The sequence below is a fragment of the Streptomyces prunicolor NBRC 13075 genome, from assembly GCF_000367365.1.
GTDB lineage: Bacteria > Actinomycetota > Actinomycetes > Streptomycetales > Streptomycetaceae > Streptomyces > Streptomyces prunicolor.
Genome location: NZ_BARF01000033.1, coordinates 63,798 through 83,821 on the forward strand (window position 1 = coordinate 63,798; position 20,024 = coordinate 83,821).

Sequence of the window (20,024 nt, forward strand, 5' to 3'; positions counted from 1 at the left end):
CGCTCACCCGGCACCGACAAGGAAAAGACGATGACCTCCTCCCACACGCTCCAGGCAAGGCAGTTGAGCCTCGGCTACGGCGAGCGCGAGATCGTCTCCCGTCTCGACCTCGCCCTGCCGCCCGGTCGGATCACGGTCGTCGTAGGCCCCAACGCCTGTGGAAAGTCCACCCTGTTGCGCGCGCTGGCCCGCCTGCTGCCGCCCCTCGCGGGGTCCGTCCTGCTCGACGGGCGCGACATCCACCGGACGCCGACGAAAGAGGTCGCCGCCACGCTCGGTGTCCTGCCGCAGTCACCGGTGGCACCCGACGCCATCGTCGTCGCCGACCTCGTCGGCCGGGGCCGCTACCCGCACCAGGGCTGGTTCCGCCGCTGGACGCGGGCCGACGACGAGGCCGTCGCCGCCGCGATGCTCGCGACGGACGTCCTCGACCTCGCCGACCGATCCGTCGACGAACTCTCCGGCGGACAGCGCCAGCGCGTATGGATCGCCATGGCACTGGCCCAGGAGACCGACGTACTCCTCCTCGACGAGCCGACCACCTACCTCGACATCAGCCACCAACTCGACGTCCTGGACCTGCTCACCGACCTCAACCGGGCCCGGGGCGTCACCCTCGCCCTGGTCCTGCACGACCTCAACCTCGCCTGCCGCTACGCCGATCACCTGATCGCGATGAAGGCAGGCCGCATCGTCGCCGAGGGGCCTCCCGGCGACATCGTCACCGCATCACTTGTCCACGAGGTCTTCGGACTCCGCTCGGCGGTCATTCCCGACCCGGCGTCCGGAACGCCGATGGTCGTCCCCCTCGGCCGCCACCACGTCACGCCGCCCGCCTGACGACGTACCGCACAGAAAGAGCCACCATGTCCCCGGACACCAAGTCCCCCCATTCTCCCGCCCCGCACCTTTCCCCCCTTCGCTCCGCGCTCCGCACGCGCAGAACCCGGCGCACGCTGACCGGTGCCCTCGTCCTGGCGCTGCTGGGCACCGTCGCCGCCTGCGGCTCCTCCTCGGACGACGCCGACTCCGCGTCCGCCGCGCAGTCCTCGACGTCCTCGTCCGCCGGGGCCTTCCCCGCGAAGGTCGCCACCAAGTTCGGTACCGGCACGGTGAGTTCGCAGCCCAAGCGGGTGGTGGCACTGGGCTGGGGCGACGCCGAGACCGCCCTCGCGCTCGGCGTGCAGCCGGTCGGCGAGAGCGACTGGCTCGCCTTCGGCGGCGACGGCGTGGGCCCCTGGGCCAAGGGGATGTACGACAAGAGCCCCGAGAAGATCGGCACTCTGGAGCCCGAGTACGAGAAGATCGCGGCGCTCAAGCCCGACCTCATCCTGGACGTCAAGTCCAGTGGCGACCAGACGCGTTACGACATCCTGAGCAAGATCGCCCCGACCATCGGGGTACCGAAGGGCGGAGACCAGTACAAGATCTCGTGGCAGCGGCAGACCACGATGGTCGCGCAGGCGCTGGGTCTCGGCGCCGAGGGCAAGAAGCTGATCTCCGATACGGAGGCGAAGTCCGCGGCCGCCGCCAAGGCCCACCCCGAGTTCAAGGACAGGACCATCACGGTCGGGTCCCGCACCTCCAGCGGCTGGGGCGCCTACGTCAAGGGCACGGCCCGCATCGACTTCGTCCAGGCACTCGGTTTCCGCAACAACCCGAAGGTCGACGCCAAGGCGGGATCCGCGTTCTCCGTCCCGGTCTCCGAGGAGAACCTGGAACTGCTGGACGCCGACCTGATCGTGATGGCACCGATCGGCGTCAAGGCCACGAAGATCACGTCCGATCCGCTGTACAAGTCCCTGCCCGCGGTGAAGACGGGCCACTCGGTCGTCTTCGACGACCCGAACCTGAGCCAGGCCTTCGCCACGAACACGGTCCTGTCGGTCGGGTACGCGCTGGAACACGTTGTCCCGCTCTTCGCGAAGGCGCTGACGCAGACGCAGACGCAGACGAGCTGACCGGCGGTCCGGGCCACACCGTCTCGGAGCGTGGCCCGGACCTCCATGAGGGTCGAGCACGGCCCCGGGAGGCTCGCGGAGTCTGTCACGGCCGGGATGCTCAAGGGGTGGTCAAGGTCGGGATGCTCACGGAGTTGGTCAAGGCCGGGCGGGATGGGCGAGGTCGCGTCGGCAGGCACGGTCTACCGCGCGGACCGACCGGAACGCGAGGCGTCGAGCCCTCCAAGAAGTCGGGTCGAGCCCTCCAAGAAGTCGGGTCGAGCCCTCCATGAAGTCGGATGTGCACGTCATCCGCCCGCCGCAGCCTCGACCTCGACATCAGACTCCCAGCGCAACAGGTCCCCCGGCTGGCACTCGAGCACCTCGCAGAGCGCCGCGAGCGTCGCGAAGCGCACCGCCTTGGCGCGGCCGTTCTTGAGCACCGCCAGGTTGGCGGGTGTGATCCCCACCCGGTCGGCGAGTTCGCCCACTGACATTTTCCGCCTGGCCGGCATCACGTCGATGTCGACGGCGATCGGCATCAGATCACCTCGTCCAAACTCGGCCTGCATCTGCGCCGCTTCGGCGTCGCGCGCGACGGCCTGGACGAGCAGCATCCGCAGCACGAGCACGATGAGCGCGACGCCCAGGATGGCCACGCCGACTCCGCCCATGATGAGGGTCACGCCGGGATCGTCCCGCTGGCCCGGCGCGTTGACGGCCGTGACCGCGAACCACCCGCATGACCTTTGACCTCCCCAACAGAAGTCACCTCCCTGGCCGTTGCGTTATCCGGGTGAGCGTGCCCGTGCCGTACACGAAGGCCGACGGCACGACCGGCACCGACCTGTACCTCAGCAAGGACGGCCAGGCCGCCTTCGCCGCCGACATTTCCACCGCCGAGTTCCGGGTCCTGCCCTAGGTCTTCTGCAGGGCGCGGGTGTGGACGAGCACCAGTTCGGAGTAGTGATCTTCAATGCGCACCCACTATCGAGCTTGCCGGCCACCAACCCCGGCCCAGCCGGGGTTGGTGATCGAGTCGCTCGCCTGGCGGGCAGGCCCTACTTCAGGTGCCTGCCGTAGAACCGGAAAGCGTCCTCCGCCTCGAACCACGGGGTGCCGGTGTGGCCGCCCAGATTGGCGTGCAGTGTCTTCTCCTTGGTGCCGAAGGCGTCGAACAGGTCCAGGGCCCGCTGCCGGGGGTTGCCTTCGTCGTCCCACTGCAGCAGGAGCAGCAGCGGAATGGTGACCTGCTTGGCCTCCTCGCGCTGGGCGCGGGGCACAAACCCCCCGGCGAAGAAGCCGGCGGCCGTGATGCGCGGGTCGGTCACCGCGAGGCGGATGCCGAGGGCGGTCCAGCCCGAGTACCCGACCGGGCCGCCGATCTCGGGCAGCGCGAGGACTGCGTCCAGCGTGGTCCGCCATTCCGGGGCCGCGTTCTCGACCAGCGGGCCGACCAGGGACTCGAAGATCTCGTCGGTCGGCTCACCGGCCCGCATCGCCCGGCCGAGGTCGGCGCGAAGCTGTACGTCGGCGGCGGAACGGGGCCGGTCACCGCAGCCGGCGGCGTCGATGGTGACCGCTGCGTAGCCGGCCGCCGCGGTGGCCCGGGCCCGGGCCACCAGCCTGGACTGCGCCTTGGGCAGGCCGTTGTTGTGGGCGATCACGATCAGCGGGGCCGGTGCGGTGGAGTCGGGCGTCCACAGGGTGCCGGGGATCTCGCCGAGGGTGAATTCGCGTTCGAGGACGCCGTCGTCGAGGCGCTGCTCGGAAGTGAAGTGCATGGTCATGCCTTTCGGGAGGGCTCAGAACGGCGCTCCCGGACGACCTATCGCCCGACCGTGACCCCGGAGGAGAGCACCCATGTGGTTGATGTGTTCACGGGTACCACCTCCTCGTTCTCTCGCACGGCCTCCCGCAAGTTAGCAGTGGTCGCCGTGGCACACCAACAGGTTTTCGCGGCGGCTCCGTGACCGGCACCGCCCCACCTCACACGGGATGCCGCCGCGCACAGAGGACACGGTCCTACTCCTCGTCGCCGGCGGCGGCCAGCTCGACCTCCGTCACGCCGTCGTTCTGGAACAGTTCGGACGTCAACTGACCCGCGTCGGCCGCCCCTTCCAGCCGCAGCAGCACCCGCGCGGCCGGATCGGCACGCTCGGGCAACCGGTCGACCTTGACCTCCTGAATACGAAAACCCCGCCGCGTGCACGTCTCCATCAACTGCGGCAGCAACGCCGTACCGGTCCGATAGGTCAGCCGTACCTCGAACGTCGCCGGATCGGCACCGGGCATCATGTGCGCGAAGACCAGCGGATATCCGCGTACGACGAGGAAGTGCACGGCGGTGGTGGCCAGCGCGAGGATCGGCAGGCCGCCACCGCAGGCCATGCCCACCGCGCAGGTGAGCCAGATGGTGGCGGCGGTCGTCAGCCCTCGTACCGCGTCCCGTCGTACGAAGATCAGGCCGCCGCCGATGAACCCGATCCCGGAGACGATCTGGGCTGCCACGCGGGACGGGTCGAAGGAGACATTGTCCAGGCCGAGGACGTTGGTGAAGCCGTGCTGGGAGACCTCCATCATCAGCGCGCTGGCGATCCCGACCAGCGTGTGCGTGCGCAGCCCGGCACTCTTCTGCTGCGCCGCCCGCTCCCAGCCGATCAGGGTCGACAGCAGCAACGCCAGCCCCAGCTCGGCGAGTTGACGCAGCCCCTGCCCATTGCCCACGTCCCACAACGGGACCGCGAGTCCGGCCACCCGGCACCTCCCTTACGGCTCCTTGCCCGACAGTGCCTCTACCCGGCAGGCCGGAACCATGCCCACCTGACAACTTCCCGACCGACAACTTCCCCCTCCTTGACAATATTATTTGTCGGTTGGATCCTGGAGTGACACGCACACCGGCCCGCACGCACACCGACACCCGAGGAACCGCCATGCGCACCCTGATCAGCACCGCCTTCATCTCCCTCGACGGCGTCATGGAGGCCCCCGGCGGCGAACCCGGCTACCGCAACTCCGGCTGGACCTTCAAGGAGGTCGAGTTCCTGCTTGAGGCGTTCGACATCAAGGGGCGTGAGCAGGAGGAGTCCACCGCGATGCTGATGGGCCGGGCCAGTTACGAGGCGTTCAGCCCGGTGTGGCCCGACATGGAAGAGTTCGCGCACTACAAGACGCTGCCGAAGTACGTCGTCTCCACCACGCTCACCGACGACCGGCTCGTGTCGAACTGGGGCGAGACCACCATCCTGCGCGACCTCGACGAGGTCGCCGCTCTCAAGGAGACCGAGGGCGGCCCGATCATCGTCCACGGCAGCGCGGACCTCAACCACGGCCTCGCGGACGCCGGTCTGATCGACCGCTACCACCTGCTGGCCTTCCCACTGCTGCTCGGCGCGGGCAAGCGTCTGTTCCCCGCCACCGACAAGGACACCCAGAAACTGAAGCTGGTCGAGCATGCCGCGTACGCCAACGGGCTGCAGTTGAACGTCCTTGACGTCGTCCGCTGACTCCGCGCTGTCGCGCACACCCCCACGAACAGTCAGGGCAGCGCCCGCCGGTGGGGCCTGGACCGCCGCCGGCTGGATCAGCGGCGGGGAGCCGACTTCGGCATCCCGCCCGTGGGCGGGCGCCCCGGCCGGCCACGCCTGCTGGAGGCGCCCGAAAAGGCGCCGATCATGATCGCCGCACGAGCCTTTGGCTACAACTCACGCCATTCACCCAGAGGTTCGGCCGCCCGCGTCCGCATGAAGTCGTGCATCAGGTTCCACGCCCGATCGACATCCAGGACAAAGTCGCCCGTGAACGCGGCGAGGTCGTCCATGATCGGGACTTCGACCTCGACACCCGAGGGCACGGTGCCGTCTCCTGCAAGCAGAGACATCCGCCCTGTGTCACTCATCAGGTGGACGACCGCGTGATCATCCCGGAAGGCCAGGGTCAGCACCGGGAAATCCCTGTTGGGCGACCGGACCTCGACGTACCCCTGACCACGGGAACGCAGGTCGTTGAAGCGGTCTGCCAGATCCTTCGCCTCTGAACGCCTCTCCACCGGATGGAACCGTCCCGATTCCGGCGACGTCGCCGCCCACACCACGCTCATCCAGCCCCTCTTCCCCACGTAGGCCATAACCCACACTCTTGCGGAGATCCTCCCGCGACGGGCATAGGAAACTCTCGAAGGCACCCCTCCTGACGAAGGCACTGGCCGTGGTGGTGAGCGCCGCACTCCTGGCCGGGTGCGGAGGCGGCGGGGGCGGCACTGAAAAGAGTGCCGAAAGCCCCGAGGAGAGCAGCACGAAGATGGCGGAGATGGCGCAGAAGGCGGATTTCACGCTTCCGGCGCCCACCGGGAAATATGCGGTGGGGACCAAGGAGATCCACCTGGTGGATGAGAAGCGGCACGATCCCTGGAAGCCCGACCGCAAGCGGGAAACCATGATCAGCGTCTGGTATCCGGCCAAGGACGCGCAACGTTATCCGCGGCAGCCGTGGATCTCGGCCGGTGCGCAGGGGGCCGTCGACACGATGGTGGCCCCGGCCGGGGTGCCCAAGGGTGCCGTGGACTGGGCCGGTGCGAAGACGTTCGGGCACGTCGGCGCACCGCAGCTGGCCGGCAAGTGGCCGGCGGTCCTGTACTCGCCCGGGCTCGGCGGACAGCGGGAGTCCGGGACGGTCCTCGTGCAGGACCTGGCGTCGCACGGCTATGTGGTCGTCACCATGGATCACACGTACGAGACCACCGTGGAGTTTCCTGACGGTCGAATCTCGACAAAGTCGGCATGTTCGGGCACTCCTTCGGTGGTTTCACCGCCGCTGAGGCCATGCTCCAGGACAAGCGGATCGACGCCGGTATGAACCTGGACGGCCAATTGTTCACCGAATACGGCGATGTCGCCGAGCGTGGTGTCGACGGGCCGTTCTTCTTGTACGGCAGGCAGGACAAGGCCAAGTCGGGAAAGGTCGTCGGCCACTCGCCGTTCACCGATCTCGACCCGACCTGGGGCCTGTTCTGGAAGAACCAGAAGGCACCCAAGCACTACGCCGTGCTGGCGCATGCGCAGCACCAGAGTTTCACCGACATGCAGGTCATTCTCCCGCAACTGGCCAAGCCGCTGGGGCTGAAGGCCGGCCACTGGGTCGGTGCCATCGGCACCATCGATCCCGCGGAGTCGATCAAGAAGCAGCGAACCACCGTTCTCGACTTCTTCCAGTCCTCCCTCTCCTGACCGTTCCGGCAGACGAGGAGGGCGAGAAGTGACGGCCGACCGACCCCCGCAAGGGCCGAACCAAGCAGCAGCATGGTCAGCTCAGCTCCCAGTACATCTCGGGAGCCGGTGTCGGGTCTTCGCTCGTGTCCCAGGTCTGGATCGGGTGGCCGGGGTCCACGTACGGCCCGTAGATGGTCAGTTCAAGGCGTCCCGAAGTGATGCGCCCGTCGGTGAAGTGCCACTGCTGGCCGGTGCTTCGGTCGCACGTCGCCACCGTCATCCTGACGCCGCCGTGATCTGCGTCGGTCGTCATGCACCGCCCGTCGCTGGTGACAAGCTCACCCTGGGAGCTGCTCCGCCAGAGCTGGTTGCTCGTCTGGCCGCACGTGGCGGTTTCGACGGTGCCGCCGCTGGCCGCCATGCACAGTCCGGCGTAGACGCCCTGGGTCGCTCGGATGTGCGTCGCGGTCGAAGACTTGCGGGGTGTGCTCGGCCGGACCTTGGGTCGGTCGGACGACCCGCTGCTCTGCGTGCTCTTCGTCGGGTGAGCCTGGTCCGAAGGCGGCGGCGTGGGCGTCGACTCGTGCGAGGACGTAGGAGTGGCGGACGGAGGAGCCGTAGAGGACGCCGGAGTAGTCGCATCGCCGGGAGTCACCGAGGTGGCTTCTGAAGTGCGCAACGGAGACGCCAAGTCGTGGTCCCTGATGTCACTCGGGACGAACAGCACCACGACAGTGACGATCACTCCGAGCACGGCAACGACCGTCCCCATCGCCGCGAATTTCTCCGCCATCCCGAGAGAACTCTGCGCGATCCTCCAGCCCGCGAATGCCATGACAGCCAGCACTGCCACCAAGAGAATGACAATCAGCGTTGCCCGACCCACCGGTTCCCCCACACCCCGAAATCGCAGAACCATGAACCGTTGTGAAGACGCTATGTCGAGGTGTTGAGTTCCCACCACCGTGGACCGGCGAATCTACGCTCGGCGACGCGACACGGGGCGTAGGGAGGCCACACAGTTCTGGCCAATGGTTGACGCAATTCGCGAGCCGCTTCTTACCGTCAACACCTCCGCCTTTCCCGCAGATATCGGTGGAGCCACCGACATCCCGAGCTGGCTCCGGACTCCTCCCCTGAGTAGCCTCGGTGACATGCGGATCTCTGTTTCCTCGGACATGGACGAACCCGTGGCCCGTTCCCTCGTCGCCGAGTTGCGCGGCCGGGGCCACGAGGTGGCGGCGTACGGGGCGTTGCGGCCCGGGGACGACCCGCAGTGGGCGGTCTGCTCGGAGGCCGCGGCCCGCGAGGTCGCCGCCGGGACCTCGGACCAGGCGGTCGTGTGCTGCTGGACCGGTACGGGCGCGTCGATCGCCGCGAACAAGGTGCCCGGCGTACGGGCGGCCCTGTGCACGGACGCGTACACGGCGGACGGCGCGCGCCGCTGGAACGACGCCAACGTCCTTGCCCTCAGCCTGCGGCTGACGTCCGAGCCTCTGCTCAAGGAGATCCTCGACGCCTGGTTCACGGCGGAGCCCAGCGCGGACGCCGACGACCGGGAGAACGTCGCCCGCGTCGGCCGACTCGACCTGAACAGGCCTGCGCCGTAGGCGAGTTCGGGCAAGCACGCTCTCGCCGCAGGGGGCGTCGCTCTCGCCGAACCGGCCGTTCTCGGGGGCCGGTTCGGTTTTTTTTGTTTCCTCCGGGCGCATGATTTATTTCCGGCAGGGCACTCGGATGCCTGGAGGTCGATACATATGTTTCCCCTGATCCTTGTTCTTCTCCTTGCACTGCTTCTTTTCGGTGCGGGATTCGCCATCAAAATTCTTTGGTGGGTCGCAATCGTCGTTCTCGTCCTGTGGCTGCTCGGATTTGTCGCCCGTTCAACGGGTTCCGGCGGTAGTCGAGGGCGTTGGTACCGCTGGTAGGAGATAAATCGCCGGTCTCTCCCTTCACCCGCAATAAAGTGAGGTTTATACATGGCTGACAACATGTGGGACTACCAGGCCGATTCGGGCCACCAGACCGGTACCGATCTGACCGGATTCAAGGTCGAGGCGAGTGACGGCTCGATCGGCAAGGTCGACAAGCACTCCGAGGACGTCGGCGCGATGTACATCGTCGTCGACACCGGTGTGTGGATCTTCGGCAAGCACGTACTGCTGCCCGTCGGCACGATCTCGTCCATCGACGTGGCGGGGCGGACGATCCACGTCGGCCGTACGAAGGAAGAGATCAAGAACTCCCCGGAGTTCGACAAGGACAAGCACCCCGGTGACGCCGGTTACCACGAGCAGGTCGGCGGCTACTACGGGCACCCGCGCACCTGATCGGCGTTCCGCAGCGTGACGGGGTGGTGGGCATCGGCAGTTCGGCCGGTGCCCACCACCCCGTCGTGCTACCCCCGTAGACTGCCGGAGCGGTGACCGCCGTCCGCCTTGTCACCGCGTGCCGTGGACGTCTCCTGGCCCGGCCCGACAAGGATCGAGGTGGCGGCGCGATGAGTACGGCCACCACCGGTGATCCGTTCGTGCACCCCGCGCTGTTCTACCGGGGCGAGCAGCAGTACACGGCCGGTACGGTGCCGTTCGTGCGGGCCGGACTGGCCGCCGGGGAGGCTGTCGCGGTCGCCGTTCCCGGACCCCACCTCGAACTGATCAGGGCCGGCCTCGGGTCGAGCGCCACCAACGTACGGTTCCTCGACATGACCGAGGTCGGCCGCAATCCGGGGCGGATCATCCCCGGCGTGCTGCGGGCCTTCGCCGACGCCCACGCCGACCGCGGCCGGGTGCGGATCATCGGGGAACCGATCTGGCCGGGCCGCACCGCCGTCGAGTACCCGGCGTGCGTCCAGCACGAAGCGCTGATCAACTCCGCGTTCCGGGATCGCGAGGTGACGATCCTGTGCCCGTACGACGCGGACCGGCTGGAACCCGACGTGCTCGCCGACGCCCGCGCCACCCACCCGGTCGTCATCGACGAGGGCGCCCAACTACCCAGCCCCGCCTACGATCCGCAGCGCGTGATCGCCCGCTACAACGAGCCGCTCCCCCGCCCACCGGGCGCGGCCTCGATCTCGTTCGACGCGGGAGAACTCCCCAAGTCCCGCTATTTCGCGGTCCAGGAGGCCGAGCGGCTGGGCCTGATGGGCGTACGGCTTCAGGATCTGACGCTGGCCGTCGCGGAGTTGACCACCAACAGCGTGCTGCACGGCGGCGGTTCGGGGACGCTGCGGATCTGGGCCGAGGACGAGCGGATCGTCTGCGAGGTGCGGGACCACGGCCGTCTGTCGGATCCGCTGGCCGGCCGACGACCCGCGTCACGCGACCAACCCGGCGGACGCGGCCTGCTGTTGGTGCACTACATCGCCGATCTGGTCCGCGTCCATACGGCTCCGGACGGCACAACCATCCGTTTCTACCTGGCCCGTTGACGTCCTAGGGGCGGGTCTTCGGCGGTGTCCAGGCCGCTTCGGCGGCTTGAGCGGTGGGGTGGGTGGTGAAGACCTGGTCCAGTCCGACCATCTGGAAGATCCGGCTGATGTGGTCGGGGACAGCCACCAGGGAGATGCCCGCACGGGCGGCGAGCGCGTGGTTGCGGGCCGCGAGCAGGGCGGTGATGCCGCTGGAGTCGCAGAACGTGACGCCGGTCAGGTCGACGACCAGCTGCGAGCCGTCCCGGAGCACCAACTCCGGGAAGAGTGCACGCACTTGGGCGGAGCTGTCGTAGTCGAGTTCCCCGGTCAGCTCGACGACGGGCCCCGCGGGCGTGGTCCGGGTGCGGATGGCGAGTTGAGTCACGGCTGCTCTTCGCTGGTGGGTCGGGGCACGTTGATGGCGAGTACGGCGGTGTCGTCGTCGACGCCGGTACCGAAGGTGTCGAGCAGGTCGCGGATCGCGGCGACGGTGTCGGAGGCGGTGGTGGGTGCCAGGGCGCGGACGAAGTCGAGGAGGGCCTCGTCGCCGTAGCGGCCGCCACCCCTGGTGCCGTCCGGGTGGGCTTCGGTGAGGCCGTCGGTGTGCAACAGCAGGGTGTCGCCCGCCGCCAAGTGCACGGTGGCGGTGGCGATATGGGCGTCGGACAGGACGCCCATGAGCTGTCCGCCGGGAGTGTGCACATGGTCGGCGCTGCCGTCGGCACGCAGCAGCAGGGCGGGCGGGTGGCCACCGCTGGCCAGGGTGATGCGGAAGCCGCCGCGGTCGCCCTCGGGGGTGAGCAGGCCGAAGACGACGGTGCAGAACCGCGGGTCGTGGCCGTTGTACTCGTGGTGCAGGACTGTGTTGAGGTTGCCCAGGACGGCGGCCGGGTCGGGGTCGTAGACGGCGGCGGCACGCAGCGTGTAGCGGGCCAGCGAGGTGACGGCCGCCGCCGCGGCGCCCTTGCCGCACACGTCCCCGAGGAACAGCCCCCAGGTACCGGCGGAGAGGGGGAAGAGGTCGTAGAAATCGCCGCCGACCATGTCGGTGGAGGCGACGTGGTAGTGCGCGGCCACGTCAAGTCCGGGCACGTTCACCAGAGTTGGCGGCAGCAGGGTCTGCTGGAGGGTGGCGTTGAGGCGTTTGAGTTCCTCGCGTTCGAGTTCCGCCTCCTTTCGGGCGCGCAGCAGTTCCGTCTCGTAGGCGCGGCGGTCGCGGGCGTCGAAGACGGTGGTGCGGATCAGCAGCGGCCGGCCGTCGCCGCCGGTCTTGACGGTGGAGGTCACCAGCACGGGCAGCCGGGTGCCGTCGAGGGCCTTGAGTTCGAGGGCGATCCCGCTGACCTCGCCCTGCATACGCAGCAGCGGGCCGAAGTGGGTCTCGTGGTAGAGACGGCCGCCCACGGTCAGCAGGTCGGAGAAGGTCCTACGGCCCACCAGGTCACCGTGGTCGTAGCCGAGCCAGTCGAGGAGCGTCGTGTTGATCTTCGCGATGGTGCCGTCCAGCAGGGTGGAGAGGTAGCCGCACGGCGCGTGTTCGTACAGGTCCTCGGCGCTGTCCTCGAGGAGCGCGGAGAACGTCGCGTGATCGTCGCCGGGGTGTTGTGGACGTGGCTGATCGACGCTCTCGCTGTCGCCGCTCGCGCTCATCAGCGCCCGGCTCGGACGAAGTCGGTGATCGCGGCGGCCGTTTCCTCGGGCGCGGCGAGCTGGGGGCAGTGCCCGGTCGCCTTCAGGGTGACCAGGCGGCTGCCCGGGATCCGGGTCCGTACGAAGGCTCCGACCTCCGGGGGCGCGATCGCGTCGGCGGAACACTGGGCGACCAGCGTGGGCACGCCGACCTCGGCGAGGTCCTCGCGGTTGTCGGAGAGGAAGGTGACGCGGGCGAAGACACGGGCGATGTCGGGATCGGCGCGGCAGAAGCTGTTGGTCAACTCCTCGCCCAGTTCCGGGCGTTCGGGGTTGCCCATGATCACCGGTGCCATGGCGCCCGACCAGCCCAGGTAGTTGGCGTCCAGCGACTCCAGCAGCTCGTCGATGTCCTCGGCGCTGAACCCGCCGCGATAGCCGGTGGCGGGATCGTCGACGAAGCACGGCGAGGGGGCGAGCAGCACCAGACCGGTGAACGCCTGCGGCTCGCGGGCGGCGGCGAGGACGCCCATCATCGCGCTCACGGAGTGCCCCACAAACGTCACCGGGCCGAGCGCCAGTTCACGGCAGATCTCCAGCACGTCCTCGGTGTAGCCGTCCAGCGTGGAGTGGCGCTCCGGGCTCCAGGCGGACGGATCGGAGTGTCCGGCGCCCACATGGTCGAAGAGCACCACGGTGAAGTCGCGTTCCAGGAGCGGTACCACCAGCCGCCACATGTGCTGGTCGCACCCGAAGCCGTGCGCCAGCATCACGACCGGCCCACCGGCCCGGCCCGACACCGTCACGTGGTTCCTGCTCCGCGTACTCAGCCGGCACATCCTCACAGACCGCCTGCTTGTCCACCCGCCGCGCGCACCCGGTACCGATGCCTCAGGGCTGCTTCGGCTTGCCCAGGGACCAGCCGGACACATCCGTGAGCCGGCCGCGCCACAGCGGCATGACGTCGGTCCCGCCCCCGCCGACGACACCGGTGGCATCGCGCAGATGGATCCACTGCGGCAGCCGTTGCGGAACGGGTCCGCCCTGCCTGTCCTCGACCGCCTCGTCCACCTGCTGCGGGAACCGCTCCAGCAGATGCGCGCCAGGGCCGTCCATCGCGTGCAGGCTGCGTGCCCAGTCGGTGGTCCATGCCTCGTGGGAGATGAGATCGCCGTAGAGGAAGGCTCCTCCGACCGTGAGGGTGATGGGCAGGGCGGCCTGGGCGTCCTGGCCGATCAGCCGTACCAGCATCTGCAGTTGGAGGTCGGGAACGGGCTCCGTCACGATCGGTGCGGCGGGCTGGTGCAGGGGATCGTGGTCGGTGCTCGTGGTGCTCATGCGGGGTGATCCTTCCGGTGCCGCGCGAGGAGAAGTCTGTCGGGCGGAGGGATCACGTGGGTAGGAGGCCGGTGCGCAGCTTGGCGAGGGTGCGGTTGAGCAGGCGGGAGATGTGCATCTGCGAGAGGTTCAGTACGCGGCCGATCTCCGCCTGGGTGAGCTCCTGGCCGAAGCGCATCTCGATGATGGTGCGCTCCCGCTCGTCGAGCTGTTGCAGCAGCGGGCCGAGCGTGTGCAGGTCCTCGAACAGCTCCAGGGCCGGATCGTCGTCGCCCATCGTGTCCGCGTACTTGGGCGCGCTGTCGGACTCGTCGTCGCCGCTCGGGGTGTCGATGGACCCGGCGACATAGCCGTTCGCGGCGACCAGACCCTCGATGATCTCGTCCTCGGTCAGCTCCAGATGGGCGGCGAGTTCCTTCACCGTGGGGGTACGGCCCAGCCCGGTGCCGAGGGTCTCCTTGGTCTTCGCGAGGTCGACCCGGAGTTCCTGGAGGCGCCGGGGGACGTGCACGGCCCAGGTGGTGTCGCGGAAGAACCGCTTGATCTCGCCGAGGATGTAGGGGATCGCGAAGGAGGTGAACTCGACCTCGCGGGTCAGGTCGAAGCGGTCGATGGCCTTGATCAGACCGATCGTGCCGACCTGGATGACGTCCTCCATGTCACCGCTGCCCCGGTTGCGGAACCGGCGCGCGGCGAAGGCCACCAGCGACAGGTTCATCTCGATCAGCGTGTTCCGCGCGTACTGGTACTCCTGGGTGCCCTCCTCCAGCTCCTGGAGCCGGTCGAGGAAGATCCTGGACATCACCCGCGCGTCCTTGGGAGCGACCTTGGCCCCGTCCTCGATCCACGGGAGGTCGTCCACGACATCCGGTGCTCCCGCGCGGACAGGAGCAGTTGCTTCGAGCGTCTTCACGGAGGAAGCCACGATGCCGCCTTAACTGGAGAACAGGACGAACGTCGCGTGCCCCCCTCGGGCACAACCATGTCTCCCCGGACCTCACAATTCCGCAGCCGACCCGAAAGCCTGCCCCACCGGGCTCCGCCGACACGGGAAACGCCCGTGGTTTCACACCACTTCGCGGTTTCTTCACACCACTTCAGGGGTTCTACGACGATTCCGCGCATCGGGTCACCGCCACCGGGTGCCAGGGTTCACAGGCGGCGCCAGCGTGCCGAGGCGAACGAGAAACCGCCGAACAGCACGAGCCCGACAGCGACGGCGACCAGCAGCCACGGCCCCGCCGGAGTGTGCGCGAAGGTGCGCAGGGTGGCGTCCATGCCCTTGACCTGGTGCGGGTCGAAGCGGATGGCTGCCACCAGCGCGAACACACCCACCCCGGCGAACACGACACCGCGCGCCACGCCGCCGCCCACGCCCAGGCCGGTGACGACGTGCCGTACCCGGCTGCTCATCTTCCCGGTCTCCAGCCGCCGCAGGAAACGCCGCATCACCGCACGCACCGCGAGGGTCGCACCGACCCCGATCAGGACGCAGCCGACGAGACCGACCAGGACCTGCCCGCCCGGCAGTTTCAACGCCGAGGCGGTCCAGTCCTGCGACTTCGCGTCACTGCCGGACTGCCCGCCGCTCCCGGCGGCGAAGGACGCCGTACCCCAGCAGACGAAGCCGTAGAACACGGCCCGGCCGGCGTCCAGCAGGCGTGAACCGACCTTGTTCTTCGGCCCGTTCGCCAACAGCGCCTCGGAGGCCCGCCAGATGGCCATGCAGCCGAAGCCGACGACGAGCAGCCACAGCATCACCTTGCCGAAGGGCTGCGCCGCGACCTGTTGCAACGCGCCCTGCCGGTCCGCCTCCCGGCCCCCGCCGCCGAACGCGATCTGCAGGGCGAGCGCGCCGACGAGGACGTAGACGACACTGCGTGCCACGAATCCGGCGCGCCCTGTGACGCCGAGCGCCTGCTTGCCCTCGGCCGCTCCCGATGCATGGCTCCGGGCGGTCGAACTCGCCCTCCGGAGGCCCCACTTGTGCGTGTGCGACGAGGTCATGGTGCCTTCCTGGAAACACTGGACAGCCGAGACGTGGACGCACGGTGCGCGTCCCGTACTGTCGCGTGCCCCCGGCGAAGGCTTCGATGTGCGTCGCGGGGGACGGCGTCGTCCGATCACGCAACAAAGGCCCCGCACAGCTGTTACTTTCGCTTTCAAGATCCCCGGATCTTCCGTCCCCTCCCCCACCCACACACCCCGCGGCGAGGCCCCCATGCCCAACTCCCCCTCCGTAGACCGTGCGAGCGGACGCCACCGCAAGAGCAGAACGATGAGTCCGGCGCTGCGCCGTGCCGCCGTCATCGTGGTGACCGCCCCCGTCGCCGGGACGATCCTGTTCGGCACCTCCGCCTTCGCCGCGGAGCGGACCGTCTCCACGACCGCCACGCTCGACCCCGCCGAGCAGAAGATCGCGGACAACCTCGACACCCGTGTCCAGGACGTCCGGCTGGGCAGCACGTTCAGCGGTGTCGTCATCGACTCCCAGTCCCGGACGGCCGTTTGGGGCCATGACGCGAGCACGGCGCTGATGCCCGCGTCCAACACCAAGCTCGCGACCTCGACCGCCGCGCTGACGATCCTCGGCCCCGATCACCGCTTCACCACGAAGGTCGTCTACGACAACGGCACCCTCACCCTGGTCGGCGGCGGGGACCGCACGCTGACCAGCGCCGACCTCACCGCGATGGCCACAACTGCCGTAGCGGGCCTGAAGAACGCGGGCCTGACCTCGGTGAAGGTGGTGGTCGACGACAGTCTCTTCCCTGCGCCCACCCTCGCCACCGGCTGGAACGACGGCTACTACCCCGACTCGGTCGCTCCGGTAAGGGCGTTGGTGGTCGACGGCCACCACGTCACGGACACCTCGCTGGACGCCGGCCAGACCTTCGCGCGGATCCTCGCCAAGCAGGGTGTCACCGTCACCGGGAGCGTCGCGCACGGCACGGCCGGTACCGGGGCCGTTCCCGTGGCGCAGCACGAGTCCGCCGCGCTGTCGGCCGTCGTGGAGCACATGCTCAAAGTGAGTGACAACGATATCGCCGAGACCCTGCTCCGGATGACCGCGCTGGCCGCAGGCCGTCCGGCCACCTTCGAGGACGGCACGGCGGTCGTACGCCAGGTGCTCACCCGGTACGGCGTGTCCCTGGACAACTTCGAGATCCACGACGGCAGCGGGCTGTCCCGCTCGAACCGCATCCCGGCCCAGACCATCGCCGCCATCCTCCACCTGGCCGACGACCCCGCGAACAGCCAGACCCTGAAGTTCATCGTGGACGGGCTGCCCGTCGCGGGTGAGGCGGGTTCGACGCTGGGCCCCGAATGGGGCCGCTTCGACACGGCGGACTCGCAGTGCGCCGTCGGAAAGGTCAGCGCCAAGACGGGCACGCTCACCGGCGCGATCGCGCTGAGCGGATTCACGAAGGCCGAGGACGGGCGCTGGAAGATCTTCTCCTTCATCGAGAACAACTCGACCGCCGCCCCGGACGCCACCAAGGACGCCCTCGACGGCCTCGCCGCCACGGTCAACGGCTGCTGGGCGTAAGCAGGGCGGAGGCGAAGGCGGAGGGACCGACACGGCCTCTCCGCCGCAACCATCCGATTGACGTAGCGACAAATCGATTCACCGGGTGATCGCGGCGGCATTCGGCCAACCGCGCAGGTCAGTACGGCAGTCTCGGTGGGGCAACCGTTTCCTCCCCTGACCAAGGAGTTCCCTTGCGTTTTCGTCGTACGGTGATCAGCGCCCTCGGTTCCGCCGCCCTCGTGCTGACCTCTCTCGGCACGGTGGCCACCGCCAGCCCTTCGGCGGCCGGCCCCTGCGGGTTCTACGAGACCGGGTCCGACGCCTTCTACCGCCACTGCACCACCGACGGCTCGCGGGTCGTCATCAAGGTCGAGGTCGCCCACGCACGCGACTACGAGCGGTGCGTCGCCCGCGGCAGGACCTGGCTGGGCTCCGCCCGCAAGATCCAGGGCGCGCACTACGTCGGGCGCACCTGCTGACACCGATCGACGTACCGCCCGGTGACGTCACCTGCTGCCAGGTGACGTCACCGTGTTGCGTCACAGCGCCGCGGTCGTCCCCTCGCCGGAGCCGCTGCCCGCGAGCCACTGGTCCCAGCCGAGGTTGAAGTCGGCGTAGCCGTTGTCGGCCGGGGCCTTGCCGCGGGGCGAGCCGGTGATGGTGATGGGGTCGCCCTGCTTGACCTGGCCGTAGAACCACTTGGCGTCCGACAGGGACAGGTGGACGCAGCCGTGCGAGCCGCGGGCGCTGCCGCTGCCCGGGTTCGGGTCGCCGGTCGAATAGTGCACGTAGGTGCCGGACTGGGTGAGGTGGATGTCCCAGGGCAGTGTCAGGTCGTAGTAGTTGGCGCTGCCCTTGTCGCAGCTGATGCCGACACTGCAGGAGGTCATGTGGACCTTCTTCTGCTTGTCGATGACGGCCATCGTGCCGTCCCACGTCGGGTACTCGGCGCTGCCCGCGTTGATCGACAGGGTGCGCACCGCCGCGCCGTTCTTGGTCACCTTCATGGTGTGGTTGGTGACGGACACGTCCGCGCGGACGTCGTCGCCGATCTTGAAGGTGTGCGTGTAACTGTGCACGCCGTAGCGGCCGTTGCCGTTGCTGACGCCCTTCATGTCGGCGTCGATCTTCACCGTCGTGCCGGAGGGCCAGTACGTCTTGGGGCGCCAGTCGACGCGCTTGTCGCCCATCCAGTGCCAGGCGCCGAGCACCGACTGCGAGGCGCTGACCTTCATGTGCTTCTCGACCGTGGCCCGCGCCTTGGAGGACACCGGGTTCGTGAAGATCACCGAGATCGGCATGGCCACGCCGACCGTGGTTCCCGTCTGCGGGGTGATCGTGTCCAGCAGCATCGGCGGGCCCAGGGGCTTCGTCGGCGACGGAGAGGCGGTCGCACTCGCCTTGCCCGACGCCTTCGCGTCGTCCGCGCTCGCCTTGTCGCTGCCACCTCCGCCGCAGGCAGTCGCCCCCACCAGCACCGCACCCGTGACGAGTGCGATCCCTATGCTGCCCTTGCGCCGTCCCACGACGTGCCCCACTCTCTAGCTCCTCGACCCTGACGGGCCCGACTCATTGTCAGACAGCGACAGCGGGGGCGTCAGTTGCGTGTCGCATGTAAAACGTGTCTCAAGACTCGGTACGCACCGAGTGATCAGGCACGACGAGCGCCCCGTGTCACCGGCTGCTGTCCCCCGGCCGCGACTTCTGTCGCCGCCCTGGCGTCTACCACGAAAAAGCCCAGGTATGCCGACAGCCCGACGGTCATTGGGGGAACCGCTCCGGACGGAAGTCCGCGAGCGACTCGGACCTCTCCCCGCCGAGGATCTCCGCGGCGAGCAGCCTGCCGAGCACCGGACCGAGCGTGATGCCGCTGTGGGACACGGCCTCGTAGTAGCCCGGCACGGACGGCACCGCTCCCACCGAGGGGAAACCGTCGGCCGGGATGGGCCGGAAGGCCACCCGGGTCTGTGCGATGCGGGAGTCGGCGAGTTCGGGGACGGCGCGCCGTGCCAACTCGTAGAGGAGTCGCGCGAGTTCCGCCGGTTCTTCGCCCGTGTCGATGAGTGCGTCGATCTCACGGCTGTGGAGGACCATCGACGTGTCCGAGTCGGGCCGGATCTCGATGTGCGGGGCGTGCATGGCCCGGTGGATCGGGACGGCTCGGGCGCAGTCGATCCGGGTGACGACTCCGGGTTCCCGGCGCATCGGCAGGTGCCGTGCGACGAGCCCGGCGATCTGGGAGGCGCCCGGGCCCGCCGCGTTCACCACGAGGTCCACGTCGAGACGGCTGCCGTCGGACAGAACGACGGTCCGGACACTTCCGTCGGCACCGGTCCCGATGTCGCGGACCTCGGTGGCGGACCGTAACTCCCCGCCTGCTGCCACGACTTGGCCGACCAGGCGGCTGACTAGATGGCGTCCGTGGACCCAGGCCTCGTCGGGGTAGAGCAGGACGGGAACCTCGTCGGGCAGTGCGAGAGCGGGTTCGAGGCGGCGGCGCACCTCGGCCCCCGTGGACACCTCGACCCGGTAGCCCCAACTCCCCAGCAACTCAGCGGTCTTCAGGAACTTCGCCTCGACCGCGGGATCGTCCGCCCAGCGCAGGTGGCCGCCGGGATACCACCAGGAGTCCGGTCCGATGATCCCGGCGAGCTCGCGGTGCGCCGCCATGCCCGCGATGTTCAGGTCGAAGTAGGACCTGCGTACGGTCTTGTTGCTGGCGTTGACCCACGAGAAGGACCAGTTGGTGACGCCCTCGCCCGGTCGGCCCGCGTCGATGAAGACCACCTCGGCACCGAGCCGGGACAGGTTCCAGCCCACGCAGGCTCCGACGATGCCCACTCCGATGACGGCGACACGTCGAGGCCGCTCCACTGACCCGATTCCCATGAACGCCCCCTTCCCGGATCGCGGGCGGACTGAACTCCCGGCGTTCACCCGGGCCCTGCACAATCGCCGCT

The 20,024-nt window shown here is 68.8% G+C and carries 25 protein-coding genes and 1 pseudogene; 12 read left to right on the forward strand and 14 right to left on the reverse strand.

The window, feature by feature from the left end; translation table 11 throughout:
* Positions 1–30 precede the first annotated feature (30 nt).
* Together SPR02S_RS15565 and SPR02S_RS15570 are read left to right on the forward strand one after the other, a co-directional pair.
* A complete protein-coding gene (locus SPR02S_RS15565) occupies positions 31–840 on the forward strand; it encodes an ABC transporter ATP-binding protein (protein WP_019057903.1) in 810 nt (269 codons plus the stop codon).
* 26 nt (positions 841–866) lie between these two features.
* The gene (locus SPR02S_RS15570; RefSeq protein ID WP_019057904.1) at positions 867–1,961 is read left to right on the forward strand and encodes an iron-siderophore ABC transporter substrate-binding protein; all 1,095 of its coding nucleotides are present in this window, start codon (positions 867–869) and stop codon (positions 1,959–1,961) included.
* Positions 1,962–2,248: 287 nt separating this feature from the next.
* Here the strand turns inward: SPR02S_RS15570 and SPR02S_RS63110 are convergent, their stop codons facing one another.
* A complete protein-coding gene (locus SPR02S_RS63110; protein WP_026150567.1) occupies positions 2,249–2,482 on the reverse strand; it encodes a helix-turn-helix domain-containing protein in 234 nt (77 codons plus the stop codon).
* Positions 2,482–2,677: pseudogene (locus SPR02S_RS63115) on the reverse strand (DUF2975 domain-containing protein); the annotation flags it as partial. The gene SPR02S_RS63110 and the pseudogene SPR02S_RS63115, both read right to left, overlap by 1 nt.
* A gap of 59 nt (positions 2,678–2,736) precedes the next feature.
* Between SPR02S_RS63115 and SPR02S_RS65710 the strand changes: the two are divergent.
* Entirely contained in the window at positions 2,737–2,862 is a 126-nt protein-coding gene (locus tag SPR02S_RS65710) for a hypothetical protein (RefSeq protein WP_281169881.1), read from the forward strand.
* Between the two features lie 139 nt (positions 2,863–3,001).
* Here SPR02S_RS65710 and SPR02S_RS15585 read toward each other — a convergent pair whose 3' ends face one another.
* Together SPR02S_RS15585 and SPR02S_RS15590 are read right to left on the reverse strand one after the other, a co-directional pair.
* Positions 3,002–3,724, reverse strand: coding sequence for a dienelactone hydrolase family protein (locus SPR02S_RS15585; RefSeq protein ID WP_026150568.1), 723 nt, complete (start codon positions 3,722–3,724; stop codon positions 3,002–3,004).
* A 241-nt stretch (positions 3,725–3,965) separates the two neighbouring features.
* Positions 3,966–4,697, reverse strand: coding sequence for an MgtC/SapB family protein (locus SPR02S_RS15590; protein ID WP_019057908.1), 732 nt, complete (start codon positions 4,695–4,697; stop codon positions 3,966–3,968).
* A 179-nt stretch (positions 4,698–4,876) separates the two neighbouring features.
* Here SPR02S_RS15590 and SPR02S_RS15595 point away from each other — a divergent pair, with 179 nt between their 5' ends.
* On the forward strand, positions 4,877–5,449 hold the full coding sequence (locus SPR02S_RS15595) for a dihydrofolate reductase family protein (RefSeq protein WP_019057909.1): 573 nt from the start codon (positions 4,877–4,879) through the stop codon (positions 5,447–5,449).
* A gap of 191 nt (positions 5,450–5,640) precedes the next feature.
* Here the strand turns inward: SPR02S_RS15595 and SPR02S_RS15600 are convergent, their stop codons facing one another.
* Positions 5,641–6,042: a hypothetical protein gene (locus SPR02S_RS15600; RefSeq protein ID WP_026150569.1), complete on the reverse strand. Its 402-nt coding sequence runs from the start codon at positions 6,040–6,042 to the stop codon at positions 5,641–5,643.
* Positions 6,043–6,242: 200 nt separating this feature from the next.
* Between SPR02S_RS15600 and SPR02S_RS15605 the strand changes: the two genes are divergently transcribed.
* A complete protein-coding gene (locus tag SPR02S_RS15605) occupies positions 6,243–6,797 on the forward strand; it encodes an alpha/beta hydrolase (RefSeq protein ID WP_026150570.1) in 555 nt (184 codons plus the stop codon).
* Complete coding sequence (locus SPR02S_RS15610) at positions 6,764–7,168, forward strand: hypothetical protein (RefSeq protein ID WP_026150571.1); 405 nt, start codon at positions 6,764–6,766, stop codon at positions 7,166–7,168. Before SPR02S_RS15605 ends, SPR02S_RS15610 begins: the two co-directional genes overlap by 34 nt.
* Positions 7,169–7,244: 76 nt before the next feature.
* Here the strand turns inward: SPR02S_RS15610 and SPR02S_RS15615 are convergent, their stop codons facing one another.
* Entirely contained in the window at positions 7,245–7,943 is a 699-nt protein-coding gene (locus SPR02S_RS15615) for an RICIN domain-containing protein (protein WP_158697832.1), read from the reverse strand.
* A 361-nt stretch (positions 7,944–8,304) separates the two neighbouring features.
* On the opposite strand from SPR02S_RS15615, the gene SPR02S_RS15620 reads away from it, so the two are divergent.
* From SPR02S_RS15620 to SPR02S_RS15630, 4 genes are all read left to right on the forward strand, one after another.
* Positions 8,305–8,760, forward strand: coding sequence for an RpiB/LacA/LacB family sugar-phosphate isomerase (locus SPR02S_RS15620; protein ID WP_026150572.1), 456 nt, complete (start codon positions 8,305–8,307; stop codon positions 8,758–8,760).
* A gap of 147 nt (positions 8,761–8,907) precedes the next feature.
* Positions 8,908–9,078 carry a hydrophobic protein gene (locus SPR02S_RS64850; RefSeq protein ID WP_078622906.1) on the forward strand — a complete coding sequence of 57 codons (171 nt, stop codon included), beginning with the start codon at positions 8,908–8,910 and terminating at the stop codon, positions 9,076–9,078.
* A gap of 51 nt (positions 9,079–9,129) precedes the next feature.
* Positions 9,130–9,480 carry a PRC-barrel domain-containing protein gene (locus tag SPR02S_RS15625; RefSeq protein ID WP_019057913.1) on the forward strand — a complete coding sequence of 117 codons (351 nt, stop codon included), beginning with the start codon at positions 9,130–9,132 and terminating at the stop codon, positions 9,478–9,480.
* A gap of 170 nt (positions 9,481–9,650) precedes the next feature.
* Positions 9,651–10,583: an anti-sigma factor RsbA family regulatory protein gene (locus tag SPR02S_RS15630; RefSeq protein ID WP_019057914.1), complete on the forward strand. Its 933-nt coding sequence runs from the start codon at positions 9,651–9,653 to the stop codon at positions 10,581–10,583.
* A 4-nt stretch (positions 10,584–10,587) separates the two neighbouring features.
* On the opposite strand, the gene SPR02S_RS15635 is transcribed toward SPR02S_RS15630, so the two are convergent.
* From SPR02S_RS15635 to SPR02S_RS15660, 6 genes are all read right to left on the reverse strand, one after another.
* Positions 10,588–10,950 carry an STAS domain-containing protein gene (locus tag SPR02S_RS15635; protein WP_019057915.1) on the reverse strand — a complete coding sequence of 121 codons (363 nt, stop codon included), beginning with the start codon at positions 10,948–10,950 and terminating at the stop codon, positions 10,588–10,590.
* Positions 10,947–12,215 (reverse strand): PP2C family protein-serine/threonine phosphatase, encoded by a 1,269-nt coding sequence (locus tag SPR02S_RS15640; protein WP_019057916.1) that lies wholly within the window; start codon positions 12,213–12,215, stop codon positions 10,947–10,949. Before SPR02S_RS15640 ends, SPR02S_RS15635 begins: the two co-directional genes overlap by 4 nt.
* Positions 12,215–13,024 (reverse strand): alpha/beta fold hydrolase, encoded by an 810-nt coding sequence (locus SPR02S_RS15645; protein ID WP_026150573.1) that lies wholly within the window; start codon positions 13,022–13,024, stop codon positions 12,215–12,217. Before SPR02S_RS15645 ends, SPR02S_RS15640 begins: the two co-directional genes overlap by 1 nt.
* Positions 13,025–13,085: 61 nt before the next feature.
* The gene (locus SPR02S_RS15650) at positions 13,086–13,532 is read right to left on the reverse strand and encodes a GvpU-like protein (protein WP_019057918.1); all 447 of its coding nucleotides are present in this window, start codon (positions 13,530–13,532) and stop codon (positions 13,086–13,088) included.
* Between the two features lie 52 nt (positions 13,533–13,584).
* The gene (locus SPR02S_RS15655; protein ID WP_026150575.1) at positions 13,585–14,460 is read right to left on the reverse strand and encodes an RNA polymerase sigma factor SigF; all 876 of its coding nucleotides are present in this window, start codon (positions 14,458–14,460) and stop codon (positions 13,585–13,587) included.
* A 224-nt stretch (positions 14,461–14,684) separates the two neighbouring features.
* On the reverse strand, positions 14,685–15,539 hold the full coding sequence (locus SPR02S_RS15660) for a DUF1206 domain-containing protein (protein WP_019057920.1): 855 nt from the start codon (positions 15,537–15,539) through the stop codon (positions 14,685–14,687).
* Positions 15,540–15,810: 271 nt separating this feature from the next.
* Between SPR02S_RS15660 and dacB the strand changes: the two genes are divergently transcribed.
* Together dacB and SPR02S_RS15670 are read left to right on the forward strand one after the other, a co-directional pair.
* Positions 15,811–17,082, forward strand: coding sequence for a D-alanyl-D-alanine carboxypeptidase/D-alanyl-D-alanine endopeptidase (gene dacB / locus SPR02S_RS15665; protein WP_019057921.1), 1,272 nt, complete (start codon positions 15,811–15,813; stop codon positions 17,080–17,082).
* Positions 17,083–17,255: 173 nt separating this feature from the next.
* Positions 17,256–17,543: a DUF6355 family natural product biosynthesis protein gene (locus tag SPR02S_RS15670; protein ID WP_043258301.1), complete on the forward strand. Its 288-nt coding sequence runs from the start codon at positions 17,256–17,258 to the stop codon at positions 17,541–17,543.
* Between the two features lie 60 nt (positions 17,544–17,603).
* On the opposite strand, the gene SPR02S_RS15675 is transcribed toward SPR02S_RS15670, so the two are convergent.
* Together SPR02S_RS15675 and SPR02S_RS15680 are read right to left on the reverse strand one after the other, a co-directional pair.
* Entirely contained in the window at positions 17,604–18,602 is a 999-nt protein-coding gene (locus SPR02S_RS15675; protein WP_019057923.1) for a L,D-transpeptidase, read from the reverse strand.
* Between the two features lie 223 nt (positions 18,603–18,825).
* Positions 18,826–19,953 carry an NAD(P)/FAD-dependent oxidoreductase gene (locus SPR02S_RS15680; RefSeq protein ID WP_078622907.1) on the reverse strand — a complete coding sequence of 376 codons (1,128 nt, stop codon included), beginning with the start codon at positions 19,951–19,953 and terminating at the stop codon, positions 18,826–18,828.
* Positions 19,954–20,024: the final 71 nt, after the last annotated feature.